Here is a 23284-nt window from a genome sequence, read left to right on the forward strand (position 1 = left end):
CCGAATGAAGAAGGCCGCCCCTTCCGACGGAAAGAGCGGCCTTCGATTTCAGATCGCTGGAAAGGCTTAGTGCTCTTCCGCCTTGATGACCGGCAGTTCGTTGAACTGGTGGGCCGGGGGCGGCGAGGACAGGGTCCACTCCAGGGTCGTGGCGCCTTCGCCCCACGGATTGGCGACGCCCGGACGACGACGGATCGCCGCCTCGACCAGCATGATCAGGAAGACGATCACGCCAACGACGGTGACGGCATAGCCGATCGACGAGACGTGGTTCCACAGGGTGAAGGCTTCCGGATAGTCGATGTAGCGACGCGGCATGCCCTGCAGACCCAGGAAGTGCTGCGGGAAGAACACCAGGTTCACGCCCACGAACATGATCCAGAAGTGGGTCGCGCCCAGGAACTCGTTGTACTTCACCCCGAACATCTTCTCGAACCAGTAGTAGAAGCCCGCGAAGATGGCAAAGACGGCGCCCAGCGACAGCACATAGTGGAAGTGCGCCACGACATAGTAGGTGTCGTGCAGGCTGTAATCGATGCCGGCGTTCGACAGGACCACGCCGGTCACGCCGCCGACGGTGAACAGGAAGATGAAGCCGATCGCCCACAGCATGGGCGTCTTGAAGCTGATGGACCCGCCCCACATGGTGGCGATCCAGCTGAAGATCTTCACGCCCGTCGGCACCGCGATGATCATGGTGGCGGCGATGAAATAGGCGCGCAGATTGATGCTCATGCCGACCGTGTACATGTGGTGCGCCCACACGATGAAGCCGACGAAGCCGATGGCCACCATGGCGTAGGCCATGGCCAGATATCCGAACACCGGCTTGCGGCTGAAGGTCGAGACGATGTGGCTGATGATGCCGAAGCCCGGCAGGATCAGGATGTACACTTCCGGGTGACCGAAGAACCAGAACAGGTGCTGGTACATGATCGGGTCGCCGCCGCCGGCGGGATCGAAGAAGTGGGTGTGGAAGTTGCGGTCCGTCAGCAGCATGGTGATGGCGCCGGCCAGCACGGGCAGCGACAGCAGCAGCAGGAAGGCGGTGATCAGCACCGACCAGGCGAACAGCGGCATCCGGTGAAGCGTCATGCCCGGCGCGCGCATGTTCAAAATGGTGGTGATGAAGTTGATCGCGCCCAGGATCGAGCTGGCGCCCGCGACGTGCAGGGCGAAGATGGCCAGGTCGAAGGCGGGGCCGACGTGGCCCGTGGTCGACAGCGGCGGATAGGCCGTCCAGCCCCCGCCGAAGCCCTTGCCCGGTCCGCCGTCGGTGAACATCGACAGGATCAGCAGGCACCAGGCGGCGACCAGCAGCCAGAACGAGATGTTGTTCATGCGCGGGAAGGCCATGTCCGGCGCGCCGATCATGATCGGCACGAACCAGTTGCCGAAACCGCCGATCATGGCGGGCATGACCATGAAGAAGATCATGATCAGGGCGTGGGCCGTGACGACGGCGTTATAGCCGTGCTTGGATTGCTCCACGAGACCCAGCAGCTGGATCGACGAGCCCTCCTTGAAGATCTGGATGCCCGGCTCGGCCAGTTCCCAGCGGATCAGACCCGACAGGGCGCCGCCCACGATGCCCGCCATGATGGCGAACATCAGATACAGGGTGCCGATGTCCTTGTGGTTGGTGGACAGGAACCAGCGGGTGAAGAAGCCCAGCTTGTGGTCGTGATGGTGGTCGTCGTGAGCGTGACCGATGTGGGTCGCGTCGCGGGTTACGGTAGCGTCAGCCATGTGTCTCTGTTCGCCTCTTACTGGGCGGCCGGCGCGGCGGACGCCGCGGCGGGAACGGGTTGGTCGGCGGTGGCGCCGACGGGGGCGGCGACCGGGGTCGCGGCGTCGGCGGCGGGCGCAGGCGCGGCTGCGGCCGGAGCGGCGGCTGCGGCGACCTTGGGCGTCATCGAGCCGCCCTTGGAGGCGATCCACTGTTCGAACTGGGCCTGGGTCACGACCCGGATCTCCAGCGGCATGAAGGCGTGGTCGACGCCGCACAGTTCCGAGCACTGGCCATAGAAGACGCCGGTGCGCTCGGCCTTGAACCAGGTGGTGTTGATGCGGCCGGGAACGGCGTCGGTCTTCAGGCCGAACGCCGGCAGGGCGACGGCGTGGATGACGTCCGAGGCGGTGATGACCAACTGCACCGTTTTGCCGACCGGCACGACCATCGGCTCGGTCGCGGCCAGGCGATAGGGCACGCCCTTGGCCTTGGCTTCCTCTTCCGGGAGCATGTTGGAGATGTATTCCGCGACGCCCTGGTCCGGATACTCATAGGCCCAGTTCCACTGGTTGCCGGTCACCTTCACCGTCAGGTCCGGCGACGGCATGTCGTGATAGGCGAACAGCAGGCGGAACGAGAACAGGGAGATGAAGACCAGGATCAGCACCGGCAGCACGGTCCAGATGATCTCGATCGTGGTGTTGTGGCTCCAGCGCGCGGGCGTCGGATTGGCCTTCTTGTTGTAGCGGAACACGATCCACGCCAGCAGGCCCAGCACCAGCAGGGTGATGGCCGTGATGATCGGCATCAGGATCACGTCGTGGAAGAAGTGCGCATCATGCTTCAGCGGCGAGGCCGCCGGTTGCAGCGTGATGCCGCCCGGGGTCGGCTGACCCATCAGGTCCTGCGCCCACGTCGGCGCCGCAGCGAACATCGCCAGTCCGGCGCCCAGAACGATGGAGGACGCGCAAGTCGCGGCCTTCTTCAACGTCCCTTGGGCTCGCTTGCCCATCCCCATATGAGACTTCCCCATAAAACCGTTATGCAGCAGATACTTGCGAATGGCTCGCAAGAGATCACGCTGGCGCGATTCCCACGCCCGGCGTTCTCGGTCACCTATCGGATCGCTTTCGGCTTGCCAAGCGATCAACGGCGCCCACGCCGCAAAGCCGCCTTCAGCCGGCCTCGATTAAATCGCTGTCATGTTTCGACAGCTACCTTGCGTCACAAGATACCTTGCCGTAGTCAATGGCTATCAACGGGAGAGCCGAGGTGCCAGAAACTATCGAGATACAGCTGAAGAAGGGCGTGTTGGGGCTTTGCGTCCTGGCCCTTCTGAACCGGGCGGACAGCTACGCCTATGAGATCGCCAGCCGCCTGTCGGACGCGATCGATATGGGGGAAGGCACGATCTACCCCTTGATGCGCCGCATGCAGTCCGAAGGACAGGTCGAGACCTATCTGGTCGAATCCTCCGCCGGGCCGTCACGCAAATACTATCGACTGACCGAAGCGGGCCGGGGGGCCCTCGCCGCCCAGACTGCCGAATGGTCCGCCTTCACCAAGGCCGTCGACGCCATCGTGGCGAACGACGCCGATCAGGGAGCCGCTCAATGACGCGCGCCGAATTCATCGATCGTCTGAAGGAAGGCCTCGTCGGCCTGCCGACCACGACCGCCAACGACATCATCGCCGACTATCAGACCCACTTCGACGACGGCATCGCCGCCGGCCGCACCGAGGCCGAGGTCGCCTCCGCGCTCGGCGATCCGGTCCGCCTGGCTCGCGAACTGAAAGCCGAGGCCGGCATCCAGCGCTGGCATCAGGAGAAGAACCCTTCCGCCGCCGCCGGCGCCGTCTTCGCGGTCTTGGGCCTGGGGGCGCTGGACATCCTGATCCTTCTGCCCCTGCTGATGGGCGTGATCGGGACCGTGTTCGGCTTCTTCCTCGCCGCCATCGGCCTGTTCATCGCAGGCGGCGTGATCATGGTCGCCGGTCCCTTCGCCGGCTTCCCCGGCGGGCCGTTCGCGGCGATCCTGATGGGGTTGGGCCTGATGGCCGGCGCCGTCTTCATCGGCGCCCTGCTGACCATCTTCACCATCTGGCTGGTCAACGGCGTCGTCTGGTTCGCCCGCCTGCACTACCGCCTGCTGAAGCCGGCGCTTGAGCCGACCAGCGTTCAATCCAACTCGACCTCGGGAGTCTCGGCATGATCCGCACCCTGTTCATCATCGCCGGCGCCGCCCTGGTGCTATGCCTGGTCACCGTCGGCGGCGCGCTGGCGATCGGCGGCCACGACCTCCAGCGCCACGGCTGGGCCTGGACCATCAAGGACCAGGACGGCGAGACCATCCGGTTCGAGCGGGTCAAGGGCGGCGGGACCGACGATCTCGGCCCGCTCACCACCCGCACCCTCCCCTGGACCGGCGGCGAGACCCTGACCGTCGATTCCAGCATCGACGTCGAATACATCCAAGGCGACGCCAACACCGTCGTCATCACCGGGCCCAAGGGTCTGACCGACCGGGTCCGGCTGGTCGATGGCCGCCTCGATCTGGGCGACGGCGACGAGCGGGTCGTTTTCGGCTGGAGCAACGGAAACTTCTCCGCCCGCTCCGAGCGCGACGAACTGAAGGTCGTCATCACCGCGCCCAAGGTGAACCGCTTCAACACCAAGGGTTCGGGCGACCTGCAGATCACCGGCTATGACCAGCCGTCGCTGACGCTCGACATCGCCGGCTCGGCCGAGGTCACCGCCTCGGGTCGCACCGACGAGCTGAAGCTGGACATCGCCGGCTCGGGCGATGCGTCCCTCGGCGACCTGGCGACCCGCGACGCCTGGGTGGACATCGCCGGCTCCGGCGACGCCCGCATCGCCCCGACCGGCGACGTCAAGGTCGCCATCGCCGGCTCCGGCGACGTGGCCCTGGCCACCCGCCCCGCCAACCTGAACAGCACCGTCTCCGGCTCCGGCGACGTCTATCAGGACTGACGGTCACACCGATCAGCGTGGAAAGGGGCTGGATCCGCCAGCCCCTTTTTCATACGCCATCCTTCGAAACAGGGAGCGACGCCTTCACCCCTCGGGCCCTACGCGCTAAGTCAGCCGTATGACTTTCGCTCCCCTCCCCGACGCCGGCGCCAACTGGGTCGACCGCCATGCGCCGGAGGGGCTGAAGCCGTGGTTGAAGCTGGGACGGTTCGACCGGCCCATCGGCATCTGGCTGCTGCTGCTGCCCGGGTGGCAGGGGATCGCCCTAGCCCTGGCGCAATATCGGCAGGCGCCGGGTCTCTATGATCTGTGGCTGTTCGTCGGTTTCGGCATCGGCGCCTGTCTGATGCGAGCGGCCGGGTGCGCCTTCAACGATATCGTCGATCGGGATTTCGACGCCCAAGTCGCCCGCACCGCCCAGCGCCCCATTCCGTCTGGCCGCATCTCCGTGAAGCAAGCCTGGGCCTTCGTCGTCGCGTGCAGCCTGATCAGCCTTTTGATCCTGCTGACCCTGCCGACCGTCGCCATCGGGCTGGGCGTCGCGTCGCTGGGCCTGGTCGCGGCCTATCCGTTCATGAAGCGGATCACCTGGTGGCCCCAGGCCTGGCTGGGCCTGACGTTCAACTGGGGCGCCCTGATGGGGTTCGCCGCCGCGCTGCCCTTGGCGGCGGCCGCCTTGCTGCTGCCCGCCGATCTCGCCGGCGAGTTCCGGCCCTTTCTGTGGTCCCCGGCCAGCGACAGCGGTCATGCGATCGCCTTGGCCTGGCAGGCCTATCTTCCCGCCGTCCTGCTGTGGATCGGCGGCGTCTTCTGGACCTTGGGCTACGACACCATCTATGCGCTTCAGGACATCGAGGACGACGCCATGATCGGGGTAAAATCCTCGGCCCGCCGCCTGGCCTCGGCCGTGCGACCCGGCGTGGCGGTCTTCTATGGCCTGACCGTAATCCTGGCCGCCCTGGCCGGCTTCGCCGCGGGACTTGGGCCGCTGTTCGGGCTCTGCCTGGTGATCTACGCCGTTCATCTGGCGTGTCAGGTCATCCGACTGGACCGCAACGACGGCGCCCTGGCGCTGAAACTGTTCAAGTCCAATCGCGAGGCCGGCCTGATCCTGCTGGCCGCCATCGCCCTTGGCTCGATCTCCCTGTGATCCCCCCCGATGATGGAGTTTCCCATGTCGCGCACCGCCCGCATCCTGCTTTTGTCCGCCGCCATCGCCGCCACCCTGGCTGCCTGCCAGCGCACGGAAGACAAGGCCCAGGCGCCGGCCGCACAGGCCCCGGCCGCTGCGCCGGCCATGTCGAACACTCCCGTCGGCTATGACAGCAAGACCCCCTATGCCGCCGTCAAACTGACCCTGCCCCAGGCGATCAAGACCTCGCCCGCCCTGCACGCCGCCCTCTATGCCGACACGGTGCGCGATCTGAAGCAGTTCGAGGAAGGCGCCCAGGCCGATCTCAGCGAGGCCGGCGGCGGCCCCAACCCCTATGAGAAGACCATCGCCTTCGCGCCGGGCGCCGAGACCGGCAAGCTGGTCAGCCTGGCCCGCACCGATTTCGAGTTCACCGGCGGCGCCCATCCCAACACCAGTTTCGACGCCGTGATCTGGGACAAGACGACCAACAAGCGGCTGGGCTTCGCCGACCTGTTCCGGCCGGGCGCCGACCTGTCGGTTCTGGACAAGGCCCTGTGCGCCGCCGCCAACGCCGCCAAACAGGCCCGGTCGCCGGGCTCGGAGGCCGCGACCCTGGACGGCAAGATGTGGACCTGCCCCAAGGCCGTCTCGACCCCGTTCGTGCTGACGCCGGGCACGACGCCGGGCAAGGCGGGCGGCGTGACCTTCCTGATGGGGCCGTATCAGATCGGCCCCTATTCGGACGGCCCCTACTGGATCGCCCTGCCGCAGAGCGTCTTCCGCGCCCTGCTCAATCCCGCCTACGCCGACCAGTTCGACGGCGCGCCGGTCAAGGCCGGCGACGTGACGCCGAAAAACGGCTGAACCAATCCTCCCCCGCCTGCGGGGGAGGATCGTCAAGGCTCACTTCGCCAGAAACGCGTCCACCAGTTCGGCGAACCGCTCGGGCTGATCGGCCATGATGAAATGCCGCGATCCATCGACGCGGATCAGGGTCACGCCGGGCAAGGCCGCATACTCTTTCGTCCACATCGCATCGGCCACCGCCGCCGGCGCCCCGCCGTCTGCATCGGCGGCGTAAAGCGCCGTCACCGGCGTCGTCATGTCCGCCAGCCCCGGCCGCGCATCGGTGGTCATCACATCCTTCATCGCCGAGGCCATGGCGTGTCGGTCGGTCGCCAGCGACCACGCCATGATCCGAGCCTGTTCCGACAGGGTGCGCGACAAGCCCTGCGCCGTCGCTTCCTGCTGGGCGCGGAAGCTCGCCGTGTCCGCCGAAAGGATCATGCTGGCCGCCTGATCCGCGAAAGGCCTTGCGCTCTCTGCCGTCGCGGTCGGCCCAAACATGGCGCTGTAGAAGGGCAGCGAGTCGACCGTCATCACCCGCCCGACCAGATCAGGCTGCTGTTGCGCCAGCAGAAGTCCGCTCAGACCGCCCATCGAATGGCCGATCACCGCGGGCCGATCCAGCCGCGCCTGGCGGATGTAGCGCGCCAGTTCATCCACCTCGGGCTGGACGAAGGCGCCGTCGCCGTGCGTCCAGGGTTCGCCGGCGAACCCGGCCAACTGCATCAGATGCACGCGGTGCGTCGCCTTCAGCCGATCCGCTGTCGCGCGCCACACTTCACGCGAAGACGCCAGTCCGGGGATCAGGATCACGTCAGGGCCTTGGCCCACCACCTCGACCGACAGCCGGTCCGACACGAAGGGCGCGGCGACAGACGCGACAGGGGGCGCGGCTTGGGCGCGGGCCTGGTCTCCGGCCACAGCACAGGCGATCACGACGCCCAGGATGACGGCAAGGCGCGACGGGGCGAAGACGCCCCAGCAAGGGCGAATGAGGTTCGACATCACAGTCTCCAATTGTAAGGTTATTCTGACTTTTCGCTCAGCCCGCGTGCGGGTTCTCGAATATCTCTTCGACTGGCCGTTCGAAGACGGCGGCGATCCGGTAGGCAAGGTCCAGCGACGGATCGTGCCGCTCGGTCTCCAGCGCGATCACCGCCTGGCGCGACACCCCCAGCGCCTGCCCCATCTGTTCCTGGGTCCAGCCGCGCTCGACGCGTAGAAGCTTGAGGCGGTTCTTCATCGGCTGCTCCGGATGAAGGGCGAAACGAGGCCGTACAGCGCCCAGAAGACCGGCACGATCAGCCAGGTCTGCATGTGCGGCGCGCCGGCGAAACTCTCGCCGAAGCCCCAGAAGGCGGCGACGGCCAACGCCAGTCCGGCCGCGATGATGAACTGTTTGGCCGTCATGCCGCGCACGAACTCGTCGCTCTCGCGCATCAGCGCCAAGGTCGCCCAGATCTGCCCGATCACCGGCGCAGACACCGCCGCCGCCAGGATCCAAGCCGCCGGCTTGCCCATCAGTTCGTCGAAGGCGTCTGTCGTCATCATCGCCACGCAAATCGCGACGTATGGGACTGTGAACGCCATCGTGCGGATAAGATAGCGCCGATAGGCCGGTGTGCCGCTATTCCATGCTTTCATCATGCGTTGTCTCCCTCTGTAAGGACAACCTGACATCATGCCCATGTCATGTCAACCTGACTTTTTGTCAGGCGCGCCCAACATTTCTCGGTTGCTTTTCCAGAGGGGCTTCCGCGGCTAGACTCGTCTCATGTCCGCCGCCCCACGCATCGCCCCGTCGGCCTTGTTCACACCGCAGGAGTGGAAGCCTTTTCAGAGGCGCTCGGCCTGGGCCGGCCCGTTGTTGGTGGTCCACTGCTGGGCGGTTATTGCCCTGGCTGTTCTCGTCGGCGTGCTGATCCCATGGCTGATCCCGCTGTGCATCATGATCGTCGGCGCACGTCAGCTGGGCCTCGCCATTCTGATGCACGAAGCGGCGCATGGCGGGCTGTCGAAGTCGAACCGGCTGAACGATTTTCTTGGCCACTGGCTATGCGCCGTGCCGATCGGCGCCAGCCTGAAGGCCTATCGCCCCTATCATTTGACGCATCATCGCTTCGCCCAGCAGGCTGAGGATCCCGATCTGATGCTGTCGGCGCCCTTTCCCGTCAGCCCGACCTCGCTGCGCCGCAAGCTGATCCGTGACCTGACCGGGCAGACCTTCTTCAAGCAGCGGGTGCTGCTGCCGCTGGCCAAAGCGCGCTCAAGCGGCCCCCGAGATGATGGCGCCCCTGATTACGACTCGATCGTGACGGGCCGATCCGTCCTGCCCTTCCTCGCCTTCAACGCGGTCCTGCTGGCGGGCTTCATCGCCGCCGGCGTCTGGTGGGCCTTTTTCGTGTTGTGGCTGCTGCCGATGGCGACGTGGTTTCCGATGGTGACCCGCCTGCGAAACATCGCCGAACACGCCTGCGTCGAGGGTTCGTCGGCCGACCCTTTTCGCGCCGCTCGCACTACCAGGGCCAGCCTGTGGGAACGCGCCTTCATCGCGCCCTACTGGGTCAACTACCACGCCGAGCATCACCTGTTCATGCATGTGCCCTGCTGGAAGCTGCCGCGCCTGCACCGCGCCATTCATGCGAAGCCGCAGGCCGGGGCCATGGAGGTCGCGCCCGGCTATGCCAGCGTGCTGAAGGCTGTTACGCGCCAGCCGGAATGACCGTTCTCGATCCCGCCGCCTTCATCCGTGAGAACACCCGGCTTCAACCCGTGCCGCACGCGCCGGAGATTTGCTTGTGGCTGGCCGATGAGATCACACCGATCTGGCGGCTGACGGAAGAAGAGCTGGGCGAGATGGGCGTGCCGCCGCCCTTCTGGGCCTTCGCCTGGGCGGGCGGACAGGCGCTGAGCCGGTATTTGCTGGATCATCCGCAGGAGATAGCCGGCAAGCGCGTCTTGGACTTCGCCGCCGGTTCGGGCCTGGTCGGCGTGGCGGCGATGAAGGCGGGGGCGGCCCATGTCCTGTGCGCCGACATCGATCCCTTCTGTCAGGCCGCCGTCGCCGCCAATGCGACGGCGAACGGCGTGACGCTGGACTTCACCCAGACCAATCTGCTGGACGCCGCCCCGCCGGATGTGGAGGTCATCTGCGCAGGCGATATCTGCTACGAGCGTCCGATGACCGACGCCGTTCTGTCTTGGCTGGCCCAGGCCCGCGCCAGGGGAACGCGGGTCCTGATCGGCGATCCGGGACGCACCTATTTCCCACGCACGGGCCTGGATTTTCTGGCCGAGTACCGCGTCCCGACTTCGCGCGAGCTGGAGGACCAGGAGATCAAGCGATCCTCCGTCTGGGCGATGCCTTAGGCTGCGGCCCTCCTTTAAGCGGCGGCCTGCCCCTCGTGGCGGCCTTCGGCGAATTCCTCGATCATCTTGGCGTTGAAGGCCGGAATGTCGTCGGGGCAGCGGCTGGTCACCAGGCCCTGATCCACCACCACCGCCTCATTGACCACGTTGGCCCCGGCGTTCTTCAGGTCGGTGCGGATACTTTCGAACGACGTCATGGTGCGCCCCTCGACCACGCCCGCCTCGATCAGCAGCCAGGGCGCGTGACAGATGGCGGCGACCGGCTTGCCGGCGTCGAAGAAGGCCCGAACGAACTTCACGGCGTCCTGGTCCGCCCGCAGCAGGTCCGGGTTGGCCACGCCGCCCGGCAGCAGCAGGGCGGAATAGGTCGAGGCGTCGACCGCCGCCACGGCCTTGTCGGCCGTGACCTTGTCGCCCGGCGTCAGATGGTCGAAGCCCTGGAACTCGCCGGCCTTCAGCGACACGATCTCCACCACCGCGCCCGCATCCTTCAGCGCCTTCATCGGTTCATTCAGCTCGACCAGCTCGACGCCGTCGGTCGCCAGGATGGCGACGGTCTTGCCGGAAAGGGATTGGGCCATGAGGAATGCTCCGTTCGTGAAAAGGGTTCGGCGGGATGAACCCACAAAGACTCAAAGGGTTGCGGTTCCGCTTGGCGATGATGACCCGCGCCCCCACATCGTATCCATGCGATCGCTCCTGACCCTGACCGCCCTGTTGGCCGCTGCCGCTACGCCGGCCTTGACCCAGACCTATCCGCAGGCCGGCCGCCCCTACGGCGCCTATCCGGGGGGCGTCCCCGCCGCCATCGCCGACCAGCACCGCTATGAGAACGACCGTCTGCGTTCTCAGGCGCAGTCGAACGCCGATCAGGCGCGTCAACAGCAGATCGAGACCCAGCTTCGCCTGCGCGCCATCGAAGGCGCACGCGAACCGACCGTCGCCCAGACCTTGCCGCCCCGCCCGCTCTACAGCCCCGAGCAGGAGCGGGCCCTGCGCCAGTCCGCCGCCGAACGCCGCCAGCAGACAGCCCAAGGCATGAGCCAGATCGACAACTGGCTTGCCCGCCCCCAATGAAGCGTCCGAACTGACGCATCCCTTCCCTTGCACCCGCGTTCCTGCCTAGCTTAACCAGGATCGGGCGGAGGATAGGGCATGCGCTGGCAGGGTGGACGGACGGGCGGCGGCGTCGAGGATCGACGGGGTCTAGGAGGCGGAGCCATCGCGGGCGGCGGCCTGGGCGTCGGCGTTCTGGCCATTATCGGCTATCTGGTCTTCGGCATCGATCCTTCGACCACGACTCAACTCGCCAGCCAATTCGGCGGCGTCGGCGCCGAGCAACAGCAGGGTCAGGTCGGCACGCCGAAGGATCAGGCCGGTCGTTTCGTCGATGTCATCGGCGCCAACATCGATGATGTCTGGTCGCAGAAGCTTGAAGGCTATCAGCGGCCCAACGTCGTCATCTACGAACAAGGCACACCCACCGGCTGCGGCTATGGCCAGTCGGCCATGGGCCCCTTCTACTGCCCGACCGACAAGACGGTCTATCTCGACCTCGGCTTCTGGCAGGAGATGGAGAACAAGCTCGGGGCCTCGGGCGCCGACTTCGCCCGCGCCTATGTCATCGCCCATGAATTCGGCCATCACGTCCAGACCCTGACCGGAACCTCGGATCAGGTTCGCCAGGCCCAGCAGCGCGCCTCCGGTCAGGCCGAAGCCAACCAGTATTCGGTGGCGCTGGAGCTTCAAGCCGACTGCTACGCCGGCGTCTGGGCCCGGAACGCCTCGGCCGTTTCCAACGGTCAGGTCGCGCTCGAGCCCGGCGATATCGAAGAGGGGATGAAGACCGCCCAGGCCATCGGCGACGACACCCTGCAACGGCGCAGCGGCGGCCGCGTCTCTCCCGAGAGCTTCACCCACGGCTCTTCGGCGCAGCGCGTCGAATGGCTGCAGCGCGGCTATCAGTCGGGCGACCCTGCCTCGTGCGACACCTTCAGCGGCGCCTGATCGCCGCGCCCCTTCAGAACGATTGATTGACTGACGATGCATGACCGCGCCGGCACGACCGCACGCCCCGAAGACCTGATCGATCTCGACGCCCTGCTCGGCGCCTATGAGACGACCCGTCCCGACATGGGCGATCCTCAGCAGCGGGTCGTCTTCGGCACCTCGGGCCACCGGGGATCCAGCCTGGACGGCGCCTTCAACCAGGCTCACATCCTGGCCATCGCCCAGGCGATCGCCGAATACCGCGCGGCCCAGGGCGTTGATGGCCCGCTGTTCCTCGGTCGCGACACCCACGGCCTGTCGGAGCCCGCCTTCCGCACGACGCTGGAGGTGCTGATCGCCAACGGGGTCGAGGTGCTGATCGACGCCCGTGACGGCTTCACCCCCACGCCGGCCGTTTCGCACGCCATCCTGACCCACAACCGCACGAATAGCCGGCAGGCGGACGGCGTCCTGATCACCCCGTCGCACAATCCACCCCGAGACGGCGGCATCAAATACAATCCCCCCTCCGGCGGCCCGGCCGGAGGCGAGGCGACCTCCGCCATCGCCGCCCGCGCCAACCAGCTGATCGAAGGCGGCCTGACCGAGGTGCGCCGCATTCCCTTCGCCCGGGCGCATGCGGCGGCGGGCCGGTTCGACTACCTGTCCGCCTATATCGACGACCTGCCCAACGTGCTGGATCTGGACGCCATCCGCAACGCCGGCGTCCGTATCGGCGCCGATCCTCTTGGCGGCGCGGCCGTGGCCTATTGGGGCGAGATCGCTGAGCGCCACCGACTGGACCTGACCGTCGTCAACGACGCCGTCGATCCGCGCTGGGCCTTCATGCCGCTGGACGCCGACGGCAAGATCCGCATGGACTGCTCATCGCCCAGCGCCATGGCCGGTCTGATCGGCATGATGAAGGGCGGCTCGGCCTATGACGTCGCCTTCGGCAACGACGCCGACGCGGATCGCCACGGCATCGTCACGCCCGACGCGGGCCTGATGAACCCCAACCATTTCCTGGCCGCCGCCATCGCCTATCTATTCGCGAACCGACCCGGCTGGGGCGCGGACGTGGCGGTGGGCAAGACCCTGGTCTCATCGTCCATGATCGACCGCGTCGTGGCCGGCCTAGGCCGTCGCCTGCTGGAAGTTCCCGTCGGCTTCAAACACTTTGTGCCCGGCCTCTTGGACGGAACAGTCGGTTTCGGCGGCGAGGAATCGGCCGGGGCCTCCTTCCTGCGCCACGACGGCACAGTCTGGACGACCGACAAGGACGGCATCCTCCTGTGCCTGCTGGCCGCCGAAATCCAGGCCCGCACCGGCCAGAGCGCCAGCCAAATCTACGACGGCCTGACCGACCATTACGGCGCCCCCGCCTACGCCCGCGTCGATGCTCCGGCCAATCGGTCGGAAAAGGCCCGGCTTGCCGCCCTCAGCCCCTCGGACGTGTCCGCGACCACCCTGGCCGGGCAGCCGATCACCGACATCCTGACGAAGGCCCCCGGCAACGGCGAGGCCATCGGCGGGCTGAAGGTCGTCACCGCCGACGCCTGGTTCGCCGCCCGCCCCTCGGGCACTGAAGACGTCTATAAGATCTACGCCGAATCCTTCCTCGGCCCCGACCATCTGGCGACCGTTCAGGCCGAGGCCAGGGCCGTGGTGGCGACGGCGCTGGCGGGCTGATCGCCTAGCCGACCCTAATCTCCATCGGCCGTTCGACGAACAGGCCGGGGCCGCCCAGGTCCAGCGCAAGACGCCGGTTCTCGAACGCGGCCATGCCGACCAGGGCCTTGGGGAAGCCCGGGACCGCGACGTCGTCATAGATGGCGACCGTCGCCTGACGATACAGTTCGTCGCCGATGGTCAGGGTGCGCACGACGACGGTCTCTGCGCGCACCGTGCCGCCCAGGACGATGCTCTGGCCCGGCGTGCGTTCGCGGCCGTCCAGCAGCCCGGCGGCCTCGGCCGTCTCGCGCGTCACGGCCAGCACAGCCGAGGCGCCGGTGTCGATCACCGCATTGACCGTCGCCCCTTCCAGGGTGATGCCCGCCTGCAGGGCCTTGCCGGCCCGCGTCACCGGCACGGGCTTCAGCGACGACGGCGGCGCCCAGCCCTCGCGCGGTAGGAACCGGACCCGATGCTCGGCCGTGTCCAGCTCCAGCACCAGTTCGCGCAGCACGTCCTGTCCCAGGATCAGCGCCGCGCCCAATCCCTGATCGCTGGCCAGCGGCCCCAGGCCGAGGATCGCCGCGCGCAATCCGGTCAGCCGCAAGCCGCCGATCGCCACATCCAGCGTCGTCCCCCGTCCCACTTGGGCGTCGCCGCCGACGCCATAAGCCACCATCGGGATGTCAAAGACGTTGGTCAGGCCCAGCCGCTCGACCAGCGACCGGTCGATGACCGAATACTGCGCCCCCGAATCGATCAGGGCCCGCACCGGTTGTCCGTTCACGGTCACCTCGACCGTCGGGGTCGGCGCGCGCGGCTCGGCATAGGGCAGCCAGCCGCTGGAGCCGTTCGCTGCGAAGGCGACCGTCGGCCCGCGCCAGACCACATGGTCGCGCAGCCACCAGGCCCCGCCCACGCCGCCGGCGACCAGCCCCAGCCGGATCAGAAGATCGCGTCGTCTCATGGCTCCTGACATGGACCGTCGCGGCGATCCGCGCCAGCGGGGCGATGTCGCAACCATTCTTGCAGGACCGATGACGTTGCGGCCGAAGCGGCAAAAATGTGCGCCTGAACCACCACTTCTAAGCTCGGAAGCGGATTGTCCGGCCACAGCCCGCGAAAACCCGACAAAATCATCCAAAAAGCGGGTGACGCCGCCGCCTCGTCTGGCTACGACCATCGGCGTCATGAGCACCTCCAGCGCCCGCTACGTCTCGACCCGAGGCCAATCGCCCGAAACGGATTTCACCGACGCCCTGCTGCGCGGCATCGCGCCCGACGGCGGCCTCTATATGCCGACCGCCTGGCCCAGCCTGTCGCCCGCCGCCTGGACCGGAAAGGCCGACTACCAGTCCATCGCGCTGCAAGCCATCGCCCCCTTCATCGGCGACGCCCTGCCCGACGGCGCGCTGGAGCGTGCGCTGGACCGACTGACCGCCGGGTTCGACCATCCGCTGGTCACGCCTCTGGTCGAGCTGGAGCCGGGGCTGTTCGTGCTGGAGCTGTTCCACGGCCCGACCGCCGCCTTCAAGGACCTGGCGATGCAGCTGGTCGCCAGCCTGACGGACGACGCCCTGGACGCCTCGGGCGAGCGCCTGACCATTCTGACCGCCACCTCGGGCGACACCGGCGCCGCCGCCGTGCGCGCCTTCGCCGGCGCCAAGTCAGTCGATCTGGTCGTGCTGCACCCGCTGGACCGCGTCTCGCCGATTCAGCGCAAACAGATGACCACCGTCGAGGCCGACAATGTCCTGAACCTGGCCGTCCGCGGTGATTTCGACGACTGCCAGCGTCTGGTGAAGGGACTGCTGGCCGACGAGGCCTTGCGCGAACGCGGCCGCCTGTCCTCGGTCAATTCGATCAATTGGGCGCGGCTGGCCGGCCAGATTCCCTACTATGTCTCCGCCACGGCCCAGTTGGGCGGGGCCGCGACCTTCGTCGTGCCGACCGGCAACTTCGGCGACGCCTTCGCCGGCATCGCGGCCACGAAAATGGGCCTGCCGTCGAACGGCTTCGTCGCGGCCGTGAACCAGAACGACGCCTTGGCCCGCGCCCTGAATGACGGCCTGTATTCGCGCCGTCCGGCGGTCGAAAGCGGTAGCGTTTCCATGGATGTGCAGGCGCCGTCCAACTTCGAGCGGCTGGTGTTCGAGGCGACGGGCCGCGACGCCGAGGCGACGCGCACCGTGTTCGAAACCTTCGCCCGCGACGGCGCCATCGCCTTCGGTCCGGACCTGCTGGCCGCTCTTCGCGCCCAGGTCTCGGCGGTCTCCATCGACGAGGACGAGACGCGCGCCGAGATCACCCACGCCTATCAGGCTTGGGGTCGTGTCATCTGCCCGCATACGGCTGTGGCGCTGGCCACCGCGCGTCGCCAGGACCGCTCGAAAGGCCCCGTCGTCGTTTTGTCCACCGCCCACCCGTCCAAGTTCGGCGACTTCGTCTCGAACGTCCTGGGCTTCGAACCGGAACCCTCAAACGTCATCGCCGCCCTGGGCGACAAGCCCGAGCGGTTGACGATCGTCGATGGGACGATGGACGCAACGCGTGACGCCGTGGCGGCCTTTTCAGACCGCCACTAAAACGTCTTAGCGACGACCGCCGCCGGTCAGGGCGCGCAGCAGAAGCAGGCCGACGCCGGCGACCGACAGGGTCGTGACCAGGGGACGCTTGCGCGCCTCGGCCGCGACGGTACGGGCCTTGTCGCGGTAGTCGGCGGGGACCTTCTCGACCAGGCGATCGACCGAATCCATCGCCTTGCCGAAGGTTTCCAGCGAGCGGCCCTTGGCGTCGTTATAGGCGCCTTCGACCTGCAGCTTCTGGTCGCCGACCAGCTTGCCGACGCCTTTTTGGAACTTGCCTTGCGCCTGCGAGGCGGCGCCGTTGATGGTTTCGTCAGTCATGATCTTCGTCCTCGGGGAGCGGCGGACTTCGCCGTTGCACCATCAAAATCCCGGCCAAGCTTTCGGTTCCAGCGACGCGCGGACGCAGGGCGTCTCAGCACCATACCCCTCACTCTCGCCGTCATCCTCGGGCTCGACCCGAGGACCGGACGCAGATCGGGCTGTGCATCACCATTGGCGCAAAGCGGCGTGGAGCCCGCCCCTCGGATCAAGCCCGAGGGTGACGGATTATGTGACATCCATCCTATTCTTCCGCACATTGGCATTGTGCATACAATCACTTGCCGACCACCAGCGACAATCGACCATACAGACCCAAAACCGTGAGACACTGCCGCTCCGGTCTTTGACATCACAGTCCCGCAAGATTGCACTTTCTTACACTTTGCACCTGTTTTCCCGGTGCAGCGCAATTTCCCGATTAAGACGAAGTGCACACATTGCACTCTGTTTCTTGGCCCGCCTCAGGCCGGCTCGACGGCCCGCCAGTGGTCCATCCGACGCAGGAAGACCGCCGGATCCTTGGGCGTCACCAGATTGGCGGGATCGTGGAATATCCGGTCGTGCAGCCGCGTCACGGTGAACCGCAGGGCCGCCGCTTCGCCCAGGCGCGGCAAGGCCGCTCGCTCGGCGGCGTTCAGCGGCCGCACGGATTCATAGCCGCGCTGAAACGCCGCCAGCGCGTCAGGCATGGCCCGCCCCTCGGCGTCGAAGCCCCAGGCGGACAGGGCGATGGCGAGGTCATAGGCGAAGGCGCCCGTGCAGCCGAAATAGAAGTCGATCACCGCCGACACGGCGCCGTCCTCGAACAGCACATTGTCGGGGAAATAGTCGGCATGGATCGCCCCGCCCGGCAGATCGGCCGTAAAGGGATCGCCCAAGCGCGCCAGCGTCGACTGGACCTGTCCAATCAGCGCGCGATCCGCGTCGGACGCCCGCCCTTCCCCCTCGACGCAGCGATCAGCCAGCCGACGCCACATGGCCGGCTCGACCGGATTGGCGCGTTCCAGATCAAAATCAGCCGCCGTCAGATGAAGCCGCGCCAGAACCGCGCCCGCCGCCGCTTGATCGGCCGATGACGGCGTGCGCAGCCAGGCGCCGGTCTTCCATTCGATCACCGCCGCCGCCCGGCCGTTCAACCGCCCGAGCCACGCTCCCGACCGGTCCTCGATCGGCGTCGGGCAAGGAAAGCCGCGCGCCGCCAGATGCGCCGTCAGCCCCAAACAGAAGGGCAGCGAGGCTTCGTCCGTCCGCCCCTCGAACAGGGTCAGCACAAACCGGCCGCGCGTCGTGTCCAGCCGATAGTTGGTGTTCTCCACCCCCTCGGCGATGGCCGTCAGCTCGACCATCTCGCCGATGTCGTAGCCGGCCAGGAACGCGTCAGCGTCGGCGGTGGAAACGGGGGTGAAGACGGCCATGGCCTTAGTTTAGGCCCGCATCGGCGCGCCGTGCACGCACGATCTCGGCCAGGTCCGCCATGATGCTCTCGGTCGTGGCCCAACGCCCGGCGCCCCGGCCCCGGCAGCGCCACACGCGGCCGTCGGCGCCGTAGACCTTCAGCGCATTGCCCTCGCCGCGCAGGGTCGAGAACAGCGGATCGCCATGATCGGCGTTCAGAGACACCGACGGGCGGATCACCCCGTCCTTCAGATGGGCGGCGCCGATCTGGCGCACGCCGCCTGCGGCCGAGGTCGTTTCCGTCAGGTGATCGCGCGGCACCTCGCCGTCGGGCGAACGGCCGAACGCCTCATGGCACAGCAACCGCACCTTGGCCGCCGCATCCAGGCCTTCCAGATCCGAGGAGGGATCCTCCTCCGCAAAGCCCGCCGCACGGGCGTCCGCCAGGGCTTCGTTGAAGGCCGCTCCGTCGCCCAGCCGCTCCAGCATGAAGTTGACCGTGCCGTTCAGCACCGCCTCGAAGCCGACCACCTCGCCGGCCGCACGGGCCGCGCGGACCGTCTCGATCATCGGCGATCCGCCCCCGACCGAGGCCGACCAGAAGATGCGCCGTCCGTTGGCTTTCGCCAGTTCTTGCAGACCGCCCGGATCGCGGCTGACCGCCTGTTTGTTGGCGCTGGCGACATCGCAGCCGGCCTCGAGCGCGGCGCGGATCACCGCGTGGCCCGCCTCGCCTTCCGACAGGGCCTCCAACACGATGTCGGGCTTTTTGGCCCACAGGTCCGCCGGGTTCGAGGTGAACAATGACGCCGGACAGTCCACGTCGCGGGCCTTTGTCGGGTTGCGCACCAGCACGCCCACGACCTCGTAGCGAGGATCGTCGAGCAGCCTGGCCAGCACGCCGCCGCCGACCACGCCGCATCCGGCGACCGCGACCTTCAGCGGCGGCAGGGCGGGCGCGGGGCCGGGCGGCGCCGATTTGTCGCCGATCACCGTGCCGTCGGCGCGATCCAGCGCCGCCACCTCGATCTCGACCCCGCGGCCTTCGCCCAGGTCGATGGCGTCATGCTGGACCAGAGCGCCGCCCAGCTTGCGCGCCACGTCCCACGACGCGCGGCGATAGCGCAGGGCCGGGGCGGTCTTGTCGTTGGGATCGTGGTCGTAAAGGCCGTCCACGTCCTTGACCAATCGCACCTTCTTCAGCCCCAACTCGGCTGCGAGGAAGACCGCCGTCAGGTCCGATCCGCCGCGTCCCAGCAGGGCCACCTTGCCGTCCGGCCGCACCGCGCCGAACCCGGGCACCACCACCACCTCGTGCCGATCCAGCGCCTGTTTCAGGTGGTCGGGGCGCAGGCCGCAGGGGCGCGAATGCTCCGGCTCGCCCTCCGCCACGATGCCCAGTTCCCGCACCGACAGGGCGCAGGCGTCCAGCCCGATACGGTCGCAGGCGATGGCCACCAGGGCCGCCGACTTTTCCTCGCCCAAGGCCACATAGCCGGGCAGCAGGTCGTTGGAATGGGCCAGACCCAGCGCCCTCGCCTCTCCCAACAGTCGGTCCGTCGCCCCGCCGAAGGCCGAGACCACCGCCACCACCTTTCGGCCCGCCCGCACATGGCCATAGACGGCCGAGGCGACCAGCGGCGCCTCCGCCGGGCTGCGCAGGATGGACGAGCCGAACTTCAGCACCACGACCTCCGGCGCAGGCTGACTGCTGGGATCGAGGCTTTCGGATTTTTCTACGACGGCGAGTTGGGCGGACATCGGGGTTCTCGGGAATAGTCGGGATGGGGTGGGGTGAAAAGAAAAACCCCGCCTGGCGGACCGGGCGGGGTTCGGGTTCTGCGGTTGCCGGGGTTCGGCGCGCTAAACTCGTCCCGCCCGTTCGGGCATGGTGGTGGTGCCGGTGGTACCGCCGATAATCGCGCCGCCGAGGATCATGCCGAAACGCGTCGCGGCGAGGCCGGCGACGGTCGAAACTTCGGCGATGAGCGAGCGCTGTTGCACAGGGCAGGTCCGGTTGAAATCTGATGTCAGGGTGATCGGACGACCCCCGCTCTGTCAAGTCGTCGTGGATGATTTTTTCACGACAAGACGCTTATGGTGCGTTTTCACCCCCACGGTGTCGACAGATGCCGTCAATGAGGTTGAATTTTTCGCTTGACCGGCGCCGCCTCGGTCATCAACGTAAAGTCACTCATCAAGACCAGCCGAGGGATTAGGCCCTTTGACGCTGGGGCAACCATCGGGTCTCACAGCTCGAAACGGTGCCAACTCCTGCGGGGTCCTTCGGGGTCGCGAGAGATGAGTGGAGCATCGACGAGACGACGCTCCACGCTCTGTCACCGCATCGAGACTTGCTGAGCGAGAACGATGCGGAACGACGATGACACTGGCCGAAACCACCCTGCTCGAAGACCCCGACTGTCGCCGCGCGACAGCCATCACCCCTGTCCGCGAACCGCCGCGTGAGCGCGGCGGCGCCCGCGACGTCATCGTTCCCATTCCCGCCGACTTCCGCCTCGCCTCGGGCGAAAAGCTGAACCAGCCCAATATCGTCGGCCGCCTGCACGGCCGGATCGGCGCCCCCGTCGTTGTGGTCGCCGGCGGCATCTCGGCCGGCCGCTTCGTCCACCGGACGGAAACCAACGGCCTGGGCTGGTGGTCAGGCGCCGTATCGGTGCGCGGGCCCATTGATCTTAGCCGGCTTCAGGTCCTGGCCGTCGATTTCGCCCCCGGCGCCGAGTTCCTGGACAAGCCCGTCACCATCACCACCCAGGATCAGGCCCGCCTGCTGGCCCTGGTGCTGAACCATCTGAAGATCGAGCGCGTCGCCGCCTTCGTCGGCTGCTCGTACGGCGGCATGGTCGGCCTGGCCTTCGCCGAACTGTTCCCCGATTGGGCCGAGCAGCTGATCATCGTGTCGGCCGCCCACCGCGCCCATCCCCAGGCCACCGCCTGGCGTGGCATCCAGCGCCGCATCCTGCAGTTCGCCGTCGCCGCCGGCCGTCCCGAGGAGGGCGTGGCCCTGGCCCGCGAACTGGCCATGACCACCTATCGCACGGCCGAGGAGTTCGACGACCGCTTCGACACCACCGCGCCCACAGCCGTCGGCGGCGCCTATCCCGTCTGCGACTATCTGACGGCGCGGGGCCAGGCCTACCGCACCCACACCACCCCGGCCCGCTGGCTGTCGATGTCCGACTCCCTGGATCGCCACAGCGTGACGCCCGAGGCCATCAAGACCCCCGTCACCCTGATCGGCTTCACCTCCGACCGGCTGGTGCCGATCGACGACATCCGCGAACTGGCCGCGCGGTTGCCGACCCTGTGGCGCTTCGTCGAGGCGCCCTCCCTGTATGGCCACGACGCCTTTCTGAAGGAGGACGCCTTCGTCGGCGACATCCTCCGCGCCGCCTTGAAGGATATCAAAGCATGACCGCCCGCCCCGCCAATCCGCACACCATCGCCGCCCGCACGGGCGTGGATACGGACACGGCCCATGGCGCGGTCATGCCGCCGCTGTATCTTTCGTCCAACTATTCCTTCGCCGGCTTCGATCAGAAGCGGAAATATGACTACAGCCGTTCGGGCAATCCGACCCGCGACGTGCTGGCCGAAACCCTGACCGAGCTGGAGGGCGGCGCCGGCTGCGTCATCACCGCCACCGGCATGGCGGCGGTTGACCTGCCGCTGACCCTGCTGGAGCCGGGCGACCTGCTGATCGCGCCGCACGATTGTTACGGCGGCACCTGTCGCCTGCTGAACGCCCGCGCGAAGAAGGGGCATTTCGAACTGCTGCTGGTCGATCAGGGCGATCCCGTCGCCTTCGAGGCCGCTTTGGCCCTGAAGCCGAAACTGGTTCTGGTCGAGACCCCGTCCAACCCGCTGCTTCGCCTGGTCGATGTCGCCGACATCTGCACCCGCGCCCATGCGGCGGGCGCCAAGGTGGTCTGTGACAACACCTTCCTGTCGCCGGCCTTGCAGAACCCGATCAAGCTGGGCGCCGACTTCGTCGTCCACTCGACGACCAAGTTCATCAACGGCCATTCCGACGTGGTCGGCGGCGCCGTCATTTCGGCCGACGCCGAGGATCACCAGACCCTGGCCTGGTGGGCCAACTGCACCGGCGTGACCGGCTCGCCCTTCGACGCCTATCTGACCCTACGCGGCGTGCGCACCCTGTTCGCGCGTATCGAGCGGCAACAGGCCACGGCGGGCAAGATCGCCGAAAAGCTGGCCGCCCATCCGGCGGTCAAGGCTGTCCATTATCCGGGACTGAAGTCCCACCCCAACAACGCCCTGGTCGCGGCCCAGCAGGCCGGACCCGGCGCCATGCTCAGCTTCGAACTGCAGGGCGGTACGGACGCCGTGCGCGATCTGGTCGAGACGCTGGAGATCTTCACCTTGGCGGAATCGCTGGGCGGCGTCGAAAGCCTGATCGCCCACCCGGCCACCATGACCCACGCCGCCATGACGCCGGAACAGCGGGCCACCGCCGGCATCGGCGATGGTTTGGTGCGCCTGTCGGTGGGTCTGGAGCATGTCGAGGATCTGATCGCCGACCTGTTCCCGGCGCTGGACGCCCTCGTGCCCGCAACCGCCGCGGCCGCGTAACTTTTTGCTTGCAGGAGGGGCCGAACCGGGGCAAATGCGCCGCCCCGGCCGCGGTCCCTTCGTCTATCGGTTAGGACGTCAGGTTTTCAACCTGAAAAGAGGGGTTCGACTCCCCTAGGGACTGCCACCGGCGGCGCCTTTTCAGCGCCCTTCCCGGACATCGTCGAGCGAACGCTCCGACCCCGGATTAAGATTTTGGTAACCATTTTGTCCGGAAACAGGCAGTAAGCCTTTCGATTCATGGACTTTTTTCGGACGCAGTCAGGAACTATCCACAGGCACTGTGGTTAACCCCTCGTTAGCTCGGCGCAGAAGCGCCTCTTCCTCCTGCACCGAGATCCTTATGTTCATCGCCATCGCCCGCCCGGCGGTGGAGCCCAAAGGCCCCGACGCCGTCGCCGTCCCCGGCTCTCCCGCCATCGCCGAACTGTCGCCCCGCGCCCTGCATGCGCGCCTTCTCCAGAACGCCGCCCTGCGCCGCCTGCGCGGACTGGAGCGCCGCAGAGAGCAGCGTCTCGAAGACGCCGACTACTGGCTGCATGCCGCACCGATCGCCGTCCGGAAAGCCAGCGCCCTGCGCGAAGAGCGCAGCTTCTCGCCAATCCCCTGAGGGTCGCCGCACACCCCTG

At 67.3% G+C, this 23284-nt stretch carries 25 protein-coding genes, 1 tRNA gene and 1 riboswitch; of the genes, 15 read left to right on the forward strand and 11 right to left on the reverse strand.

Going from position 1 to position 23284, the window contains the following annotated elements; translation table 11 throughout:
- Positions 1-66: 66 nt before the first annotated feature.
- Together ctaD and coxB are read right to left on the reverse strand one after the other, a co-directional pair.
- On the reverse strand, positions 67-1749 hold the full coding sequence (ctaD, locus tag E7T10_RS14525) for a cytochrome c oxidase subunit I (RefSeq protein ID WP_017505719.1): 1683 nt from the start codon (positions 1747-1749) through the stop codon (positions 67-69).
- A gap of 17 nt (positions 1750-1766) precedes the next feature.
- On the reverse strand, positions 1767-2744 hold the full coding sequence (gene coxB, locus E7T10_RS14530; protein ID WP_137722352.1) for a cytochrome c oxidase subunit II: 978 nt from the start codon (positions 2742-2744) through the stop codon (positions 1767-1769).
- A gap of 260 nt (positions 2745-3004) precedes the next feature.
- Between coxB and E7T10_RS14535 the strand changes: the two genes are divergently transcribed.
- The 5 genes from E7T10_RS14535 (at position 3005) to E7T10_RS14555 (ending at position 6723) form a co-directional block, all read left to right on the forward strand.
- Positions 3005-3349, forward strand: a complete 345-nt coding sequence (locus E7T10_RS14535; RefSeq protein ID WP_039244893.1) for a PadR family transcriptional regulator — start codon at positions 3005-3007, stop codon at positions 3347-3349.
- Positions 3346-3945, forward strand: a complete 600-nt coding sequence (locus E7T10_RS14540) for a DUF1700 domain-containing protein (protein ID WP_137722354.1) — start codon at positions 3346-3348, stop codon at positions 3943-3945. The genes E7T10_RS14535 and E7T10_RS14540 overlap by 4 nt, the downstream gene beginning before the upstream one ends.
- On the forward strand, positions 3942-4724 hold the full coding sequence (locus E7T10_RS14545) for a GIN domain-containing protein (protein WP_137722355.1): 783 nt from the start codon (positions 3942-3944) through the stop codon (positions 4722-4724). The genes E7T10_RS14540 and E7T10_RS14545 overlap by 4 nt, the downstream gene beginning before the upstream one ends.
- Positions 4725-4842: 118 nt before the next feature.
- Positions 4843-5874 carry a UbiA family prenyltransferase gene (locus tag E7T10_RS14550; protein WP_137722356.1) on the forward strand — a complete coding sequence of 344 codons (1032 nt, stop codon included), beginning with the start codon at positions 4843-4845 and terminating at the stop codon, positions 5872-5874.
- 24 nt (positions 5875-5898) lie between these two features.
- Entirely contained in the window at positions 5899-6723 is an 825-nt protein-coding gene (locus tag E7T10_RS14555) for a DUF3298 domain-containing protein (RefSeq protein WP_210416119.1), read from the forward strand.
- Positions 6724-6762: 39 nt separating this feature from the next.
- Here the strand turns inward: E7T10_RS14555 and E7T10_RS14560 are convergent, their stop codons facing one another.
- From E7T10_RS14560 to E7T10_RS14570, 3 genes are read right to left on the reverse strand one after another with little or no spacing between them, the layout of a single operon-like run.
- A complete protein-coding gene (locus tag E7T10_RS14560; RefSeq protein WP_137722358.1) occupies positions 6763-7710 on the reverse strand; it encodes an alpha/beta fold hydrolase in 948 nt (315 codons plus the stop codon).
- Positions 7711-7747: 37 nt separating this feature from the next.
- Entirely contained in the window at positions 7748-7948 is a 201-nt protein-coding gene (locus E7T10_RS14565) for a helix-turn-helix transcriptional regulator (protein WP_039244155.1), read from the reverse strand.
- Entirely contained in the window at positions 7945-8352 is a 408-nt protein-coding gene (locus E7T10_RS14570; RefSeq protein ID WP_137722359.1) for a hypothetical protein, read from the reverse strand. Before E7T10_RS14570 ends, E7T10_RS14565 begins: the two co-directional genes overlap by 4 nt.
- 127 nt (positions 8353-8479) lie before the next feature.
- Here E7T10_RS14570 and E7T10_RS14575 point away from each other — a divergent pair, with 127 nt between their 5' ends.
- Both E7T10_RS14575 and E7T10_RS14580 read left to right on the forward strand, forming a co-directional pair.
- Positions 8480-9427 (forward strand): fatty acid desaturase family protein, encoded by a 948-nt coding sequence (locus tag E7T10_RS14575; RefSeq protein WP_137722360.1) that lies wholly within the window; start codon positions 8480-8482, stop codon positions 9425-9427.
- Positions 9424-10074 (forward strand): methyltransferase, encoded by a 651-nt coding sequence (locus E7T10_RS14580; protein WP_137722361.1) that lies wholly within the window; start codon positions 9424-9426, stop codon positions 10072-10074. Before E7T10_RS14575 ends, E7T10_RS14580 begins: the two co-directional genes overlap by 4 nt.
- A 14-nt stretch (positions 10075-10088) precedes the next feature.
- On the opposite strand, the gene E7T10_RS14585 is transcribed toward E7T10_RS14580, so the two are convergent.
- Positions 10089-10655: a type 1 glutamine amidotransferase domain-containing protein gene (locus tag E7T10_RS14585; RefSeq protein ID WP_091749881.1), complete on the reverse strand. Its 567-nt coding sequence runs from the start codon at positions 10653-10655 to the stop codon at positions 10089-10091.
- 106 nt (positions 10656-10761) lie between these two features.
- Between E7T10_RS14585 and E7T10_RS14590 the strand changes: the two genes are divergently transcribed.
- From E7T10_RS14590 to pgm, 3 genes are all read left to right on the forward strand, one after another.
- Positions 10762-11151, forward strand: a complete 390-nt coding sequence (locus E7T10_RS14590) for a hypothetical protein (protein ID WP_137722362.1) — start codon at positions 10762-10764, stop codon at positions 11149-11151.
- 78 nt (positions 11152-11229) lie between these two features.
- A complete protein-coding gene (locus tag E7T10_RS14595; RefSeq protein ID WP_039244150.1) occupies positions 11230-12081 on the forward strand; it encodes a neutral zinc metallopeptidase in 852 nt (283 codons plus the stop codon).
- A gap of 36 nt (positions 12082-12117) precedes the next feature.
- Complete coding sequence (pgm, locus tag E7T10_RS14600) at positions 12118-13755, forward strand: phosphoglucomutase (alpha-D-glucose-1,6-bisphosphate-dependent) (protein ID WP_137722363.1); 1638 nt, start codon at positions 12118-12120, stop codon at positions 13753-13755.
- A 4-nt stretch (positions 13756-13759) separates the two neighbouring features.
- Here pgm and E7T10_RS14605 read toward each other — a convergent pair whose 3' ends face one another.
- Positions 13760-14704 (reverse strand): retropepsin-like aspartic protease, encoded by a 945-nt coding sequence (locus tag E7T10_RS14605; RefSeq protein WP_137722364.1) that lies wholly within the window; start codon positions 14702-14704, stop codon positions 13760-13762.
- 184 nt (positions 14705-14888) lie between these two features.
- On the opposite strand from E7T10_RS14605, the gene thrC reads away from it, so the two are divergent.
- Complete coding sequence (thrC, locus tag E7T10_RS14610) at positions 14889-16322, forward strand: threonine synthase (protein WP_246846049.1); 1434 nt, start codon at positions 14889-14891, stop codon at positions 16320-16322.
- A gap of 6 nt (positions 16323-16328) precedes the next feature.
- On the opposite strand, the gene E7T10_RS14615 is transcribed toward thrC, so the two are convergent.
- From E7T10_RS14615 to E7T10_RS15810, 4 genes are all read right to left on the reverse strand, one after another.
- Positions 16329-16643, reverse strand: coding sequence for a CsbD family protein (locus E7T10_RS14615; RefSeq protein WP_017505700.1), 315 nt, complete (start codon positions 16641-16643; stop codon positions 16329-16331).
- A gap of 464 nt (positions 16644-17107) precedes the next feature.
- A complete protein-coding gene (thrB, locus tag E7T10_RS14620) occupies positions 17108-18061 on the reverse strand; it encodes a homoserine kinase (RefSeq protein ID WP_137722365.1) in 954 nt (317 codons plus the stop codon).
- A gap of 4 nt (positions 18062-18065) precedes the next feature.
- A complete protein-coding gene (locus tag E7T10_RS14625; RefSeq protein ID WP_137722366.1) occupies positions 18066-19802 on the reverse strand; it encodes a Gfo/Idh/MocA family oxidoreductase in 1737 nt (578 codons plus the stop codon).
- Between the two features lie 102 nt (positions 19803-19904).
- Entirely contained in the window at positions 19905-20045 is a 141-nt protein-coding gene (locus E7T10_RS15810) for a hypothetical protein (protein ID WP_168189957.1), read from the reverse strand.
- A gap of 187 nt (positions 20046-20232) precedes the next feature.
- Positions 20233-20349, forward strand: a riboswitch (SAM riboswitch).
- A gap of 75 nt (positions 20350-20424) precedes the next feature.
- Between E7T10_RS15810 and E7T10_RS14630 the strand changes: the two genes are divergently transcribed.
- The 4 genes from E7T10_RS14630 to E7T10_RS14645 all read left to right on the forward strand — a co-directional run bounded on the left by E7T10_RS14630 (position 20425) and on the right by E7T10_RS14645 (position 23265).
- Positions 20425-21477, forward strand: a complete 1053-nt coding sequence (locus E7T10_RS14630) for a homoserine O-succinyltransferase (RefSeq protein WP_137722367.1) — start codon at positions 20425-20427, stop codon at positions 21475-21477.
- Positions 21474-22655, forward strand: a complete 1182-nt coding sequence (gene metB / locus E7T10_RS14635) for a cystathionine gamma-synthase (protein ID WP_137722368.1) — start codon at positions 21474-21476, stop codon at positions 22653-22655. The genes E7T10_RS14630 and metB overlap by 4 nt, the downstream gene beginning before the upstream one ends.
- 52 nt (positions 22656-22707) lie before the next feature.
- Positions 22708-22782 (forward strand) — tRNA-Glu (locus tag E7T10_RS14640).
- Between the two features lie 216 nt (positions 22783-22998).
- Positions 22999-23265 (forward strand): hypothetical protein, encoded by a 267-nt coding sequence (locus E7T10_RS14645; RefSeq protein ID WP_039244738.1) that lies wholly within the window; start codon positions 22999-23001, stop codon positions 23263-23265.
- The last annotated feature ends 19 nt before the right edge of the window (positions 23266-23284 follow it).

Source organism: Brevundimonas sp. SGAir0440 (genome assembly GCF_005484585.1).
Lineage (GTDB): Bacteria > Pseudomonadota > Alphaproteobacteria > Caulobacterales > Caulobacteraceae > Brevundimonas.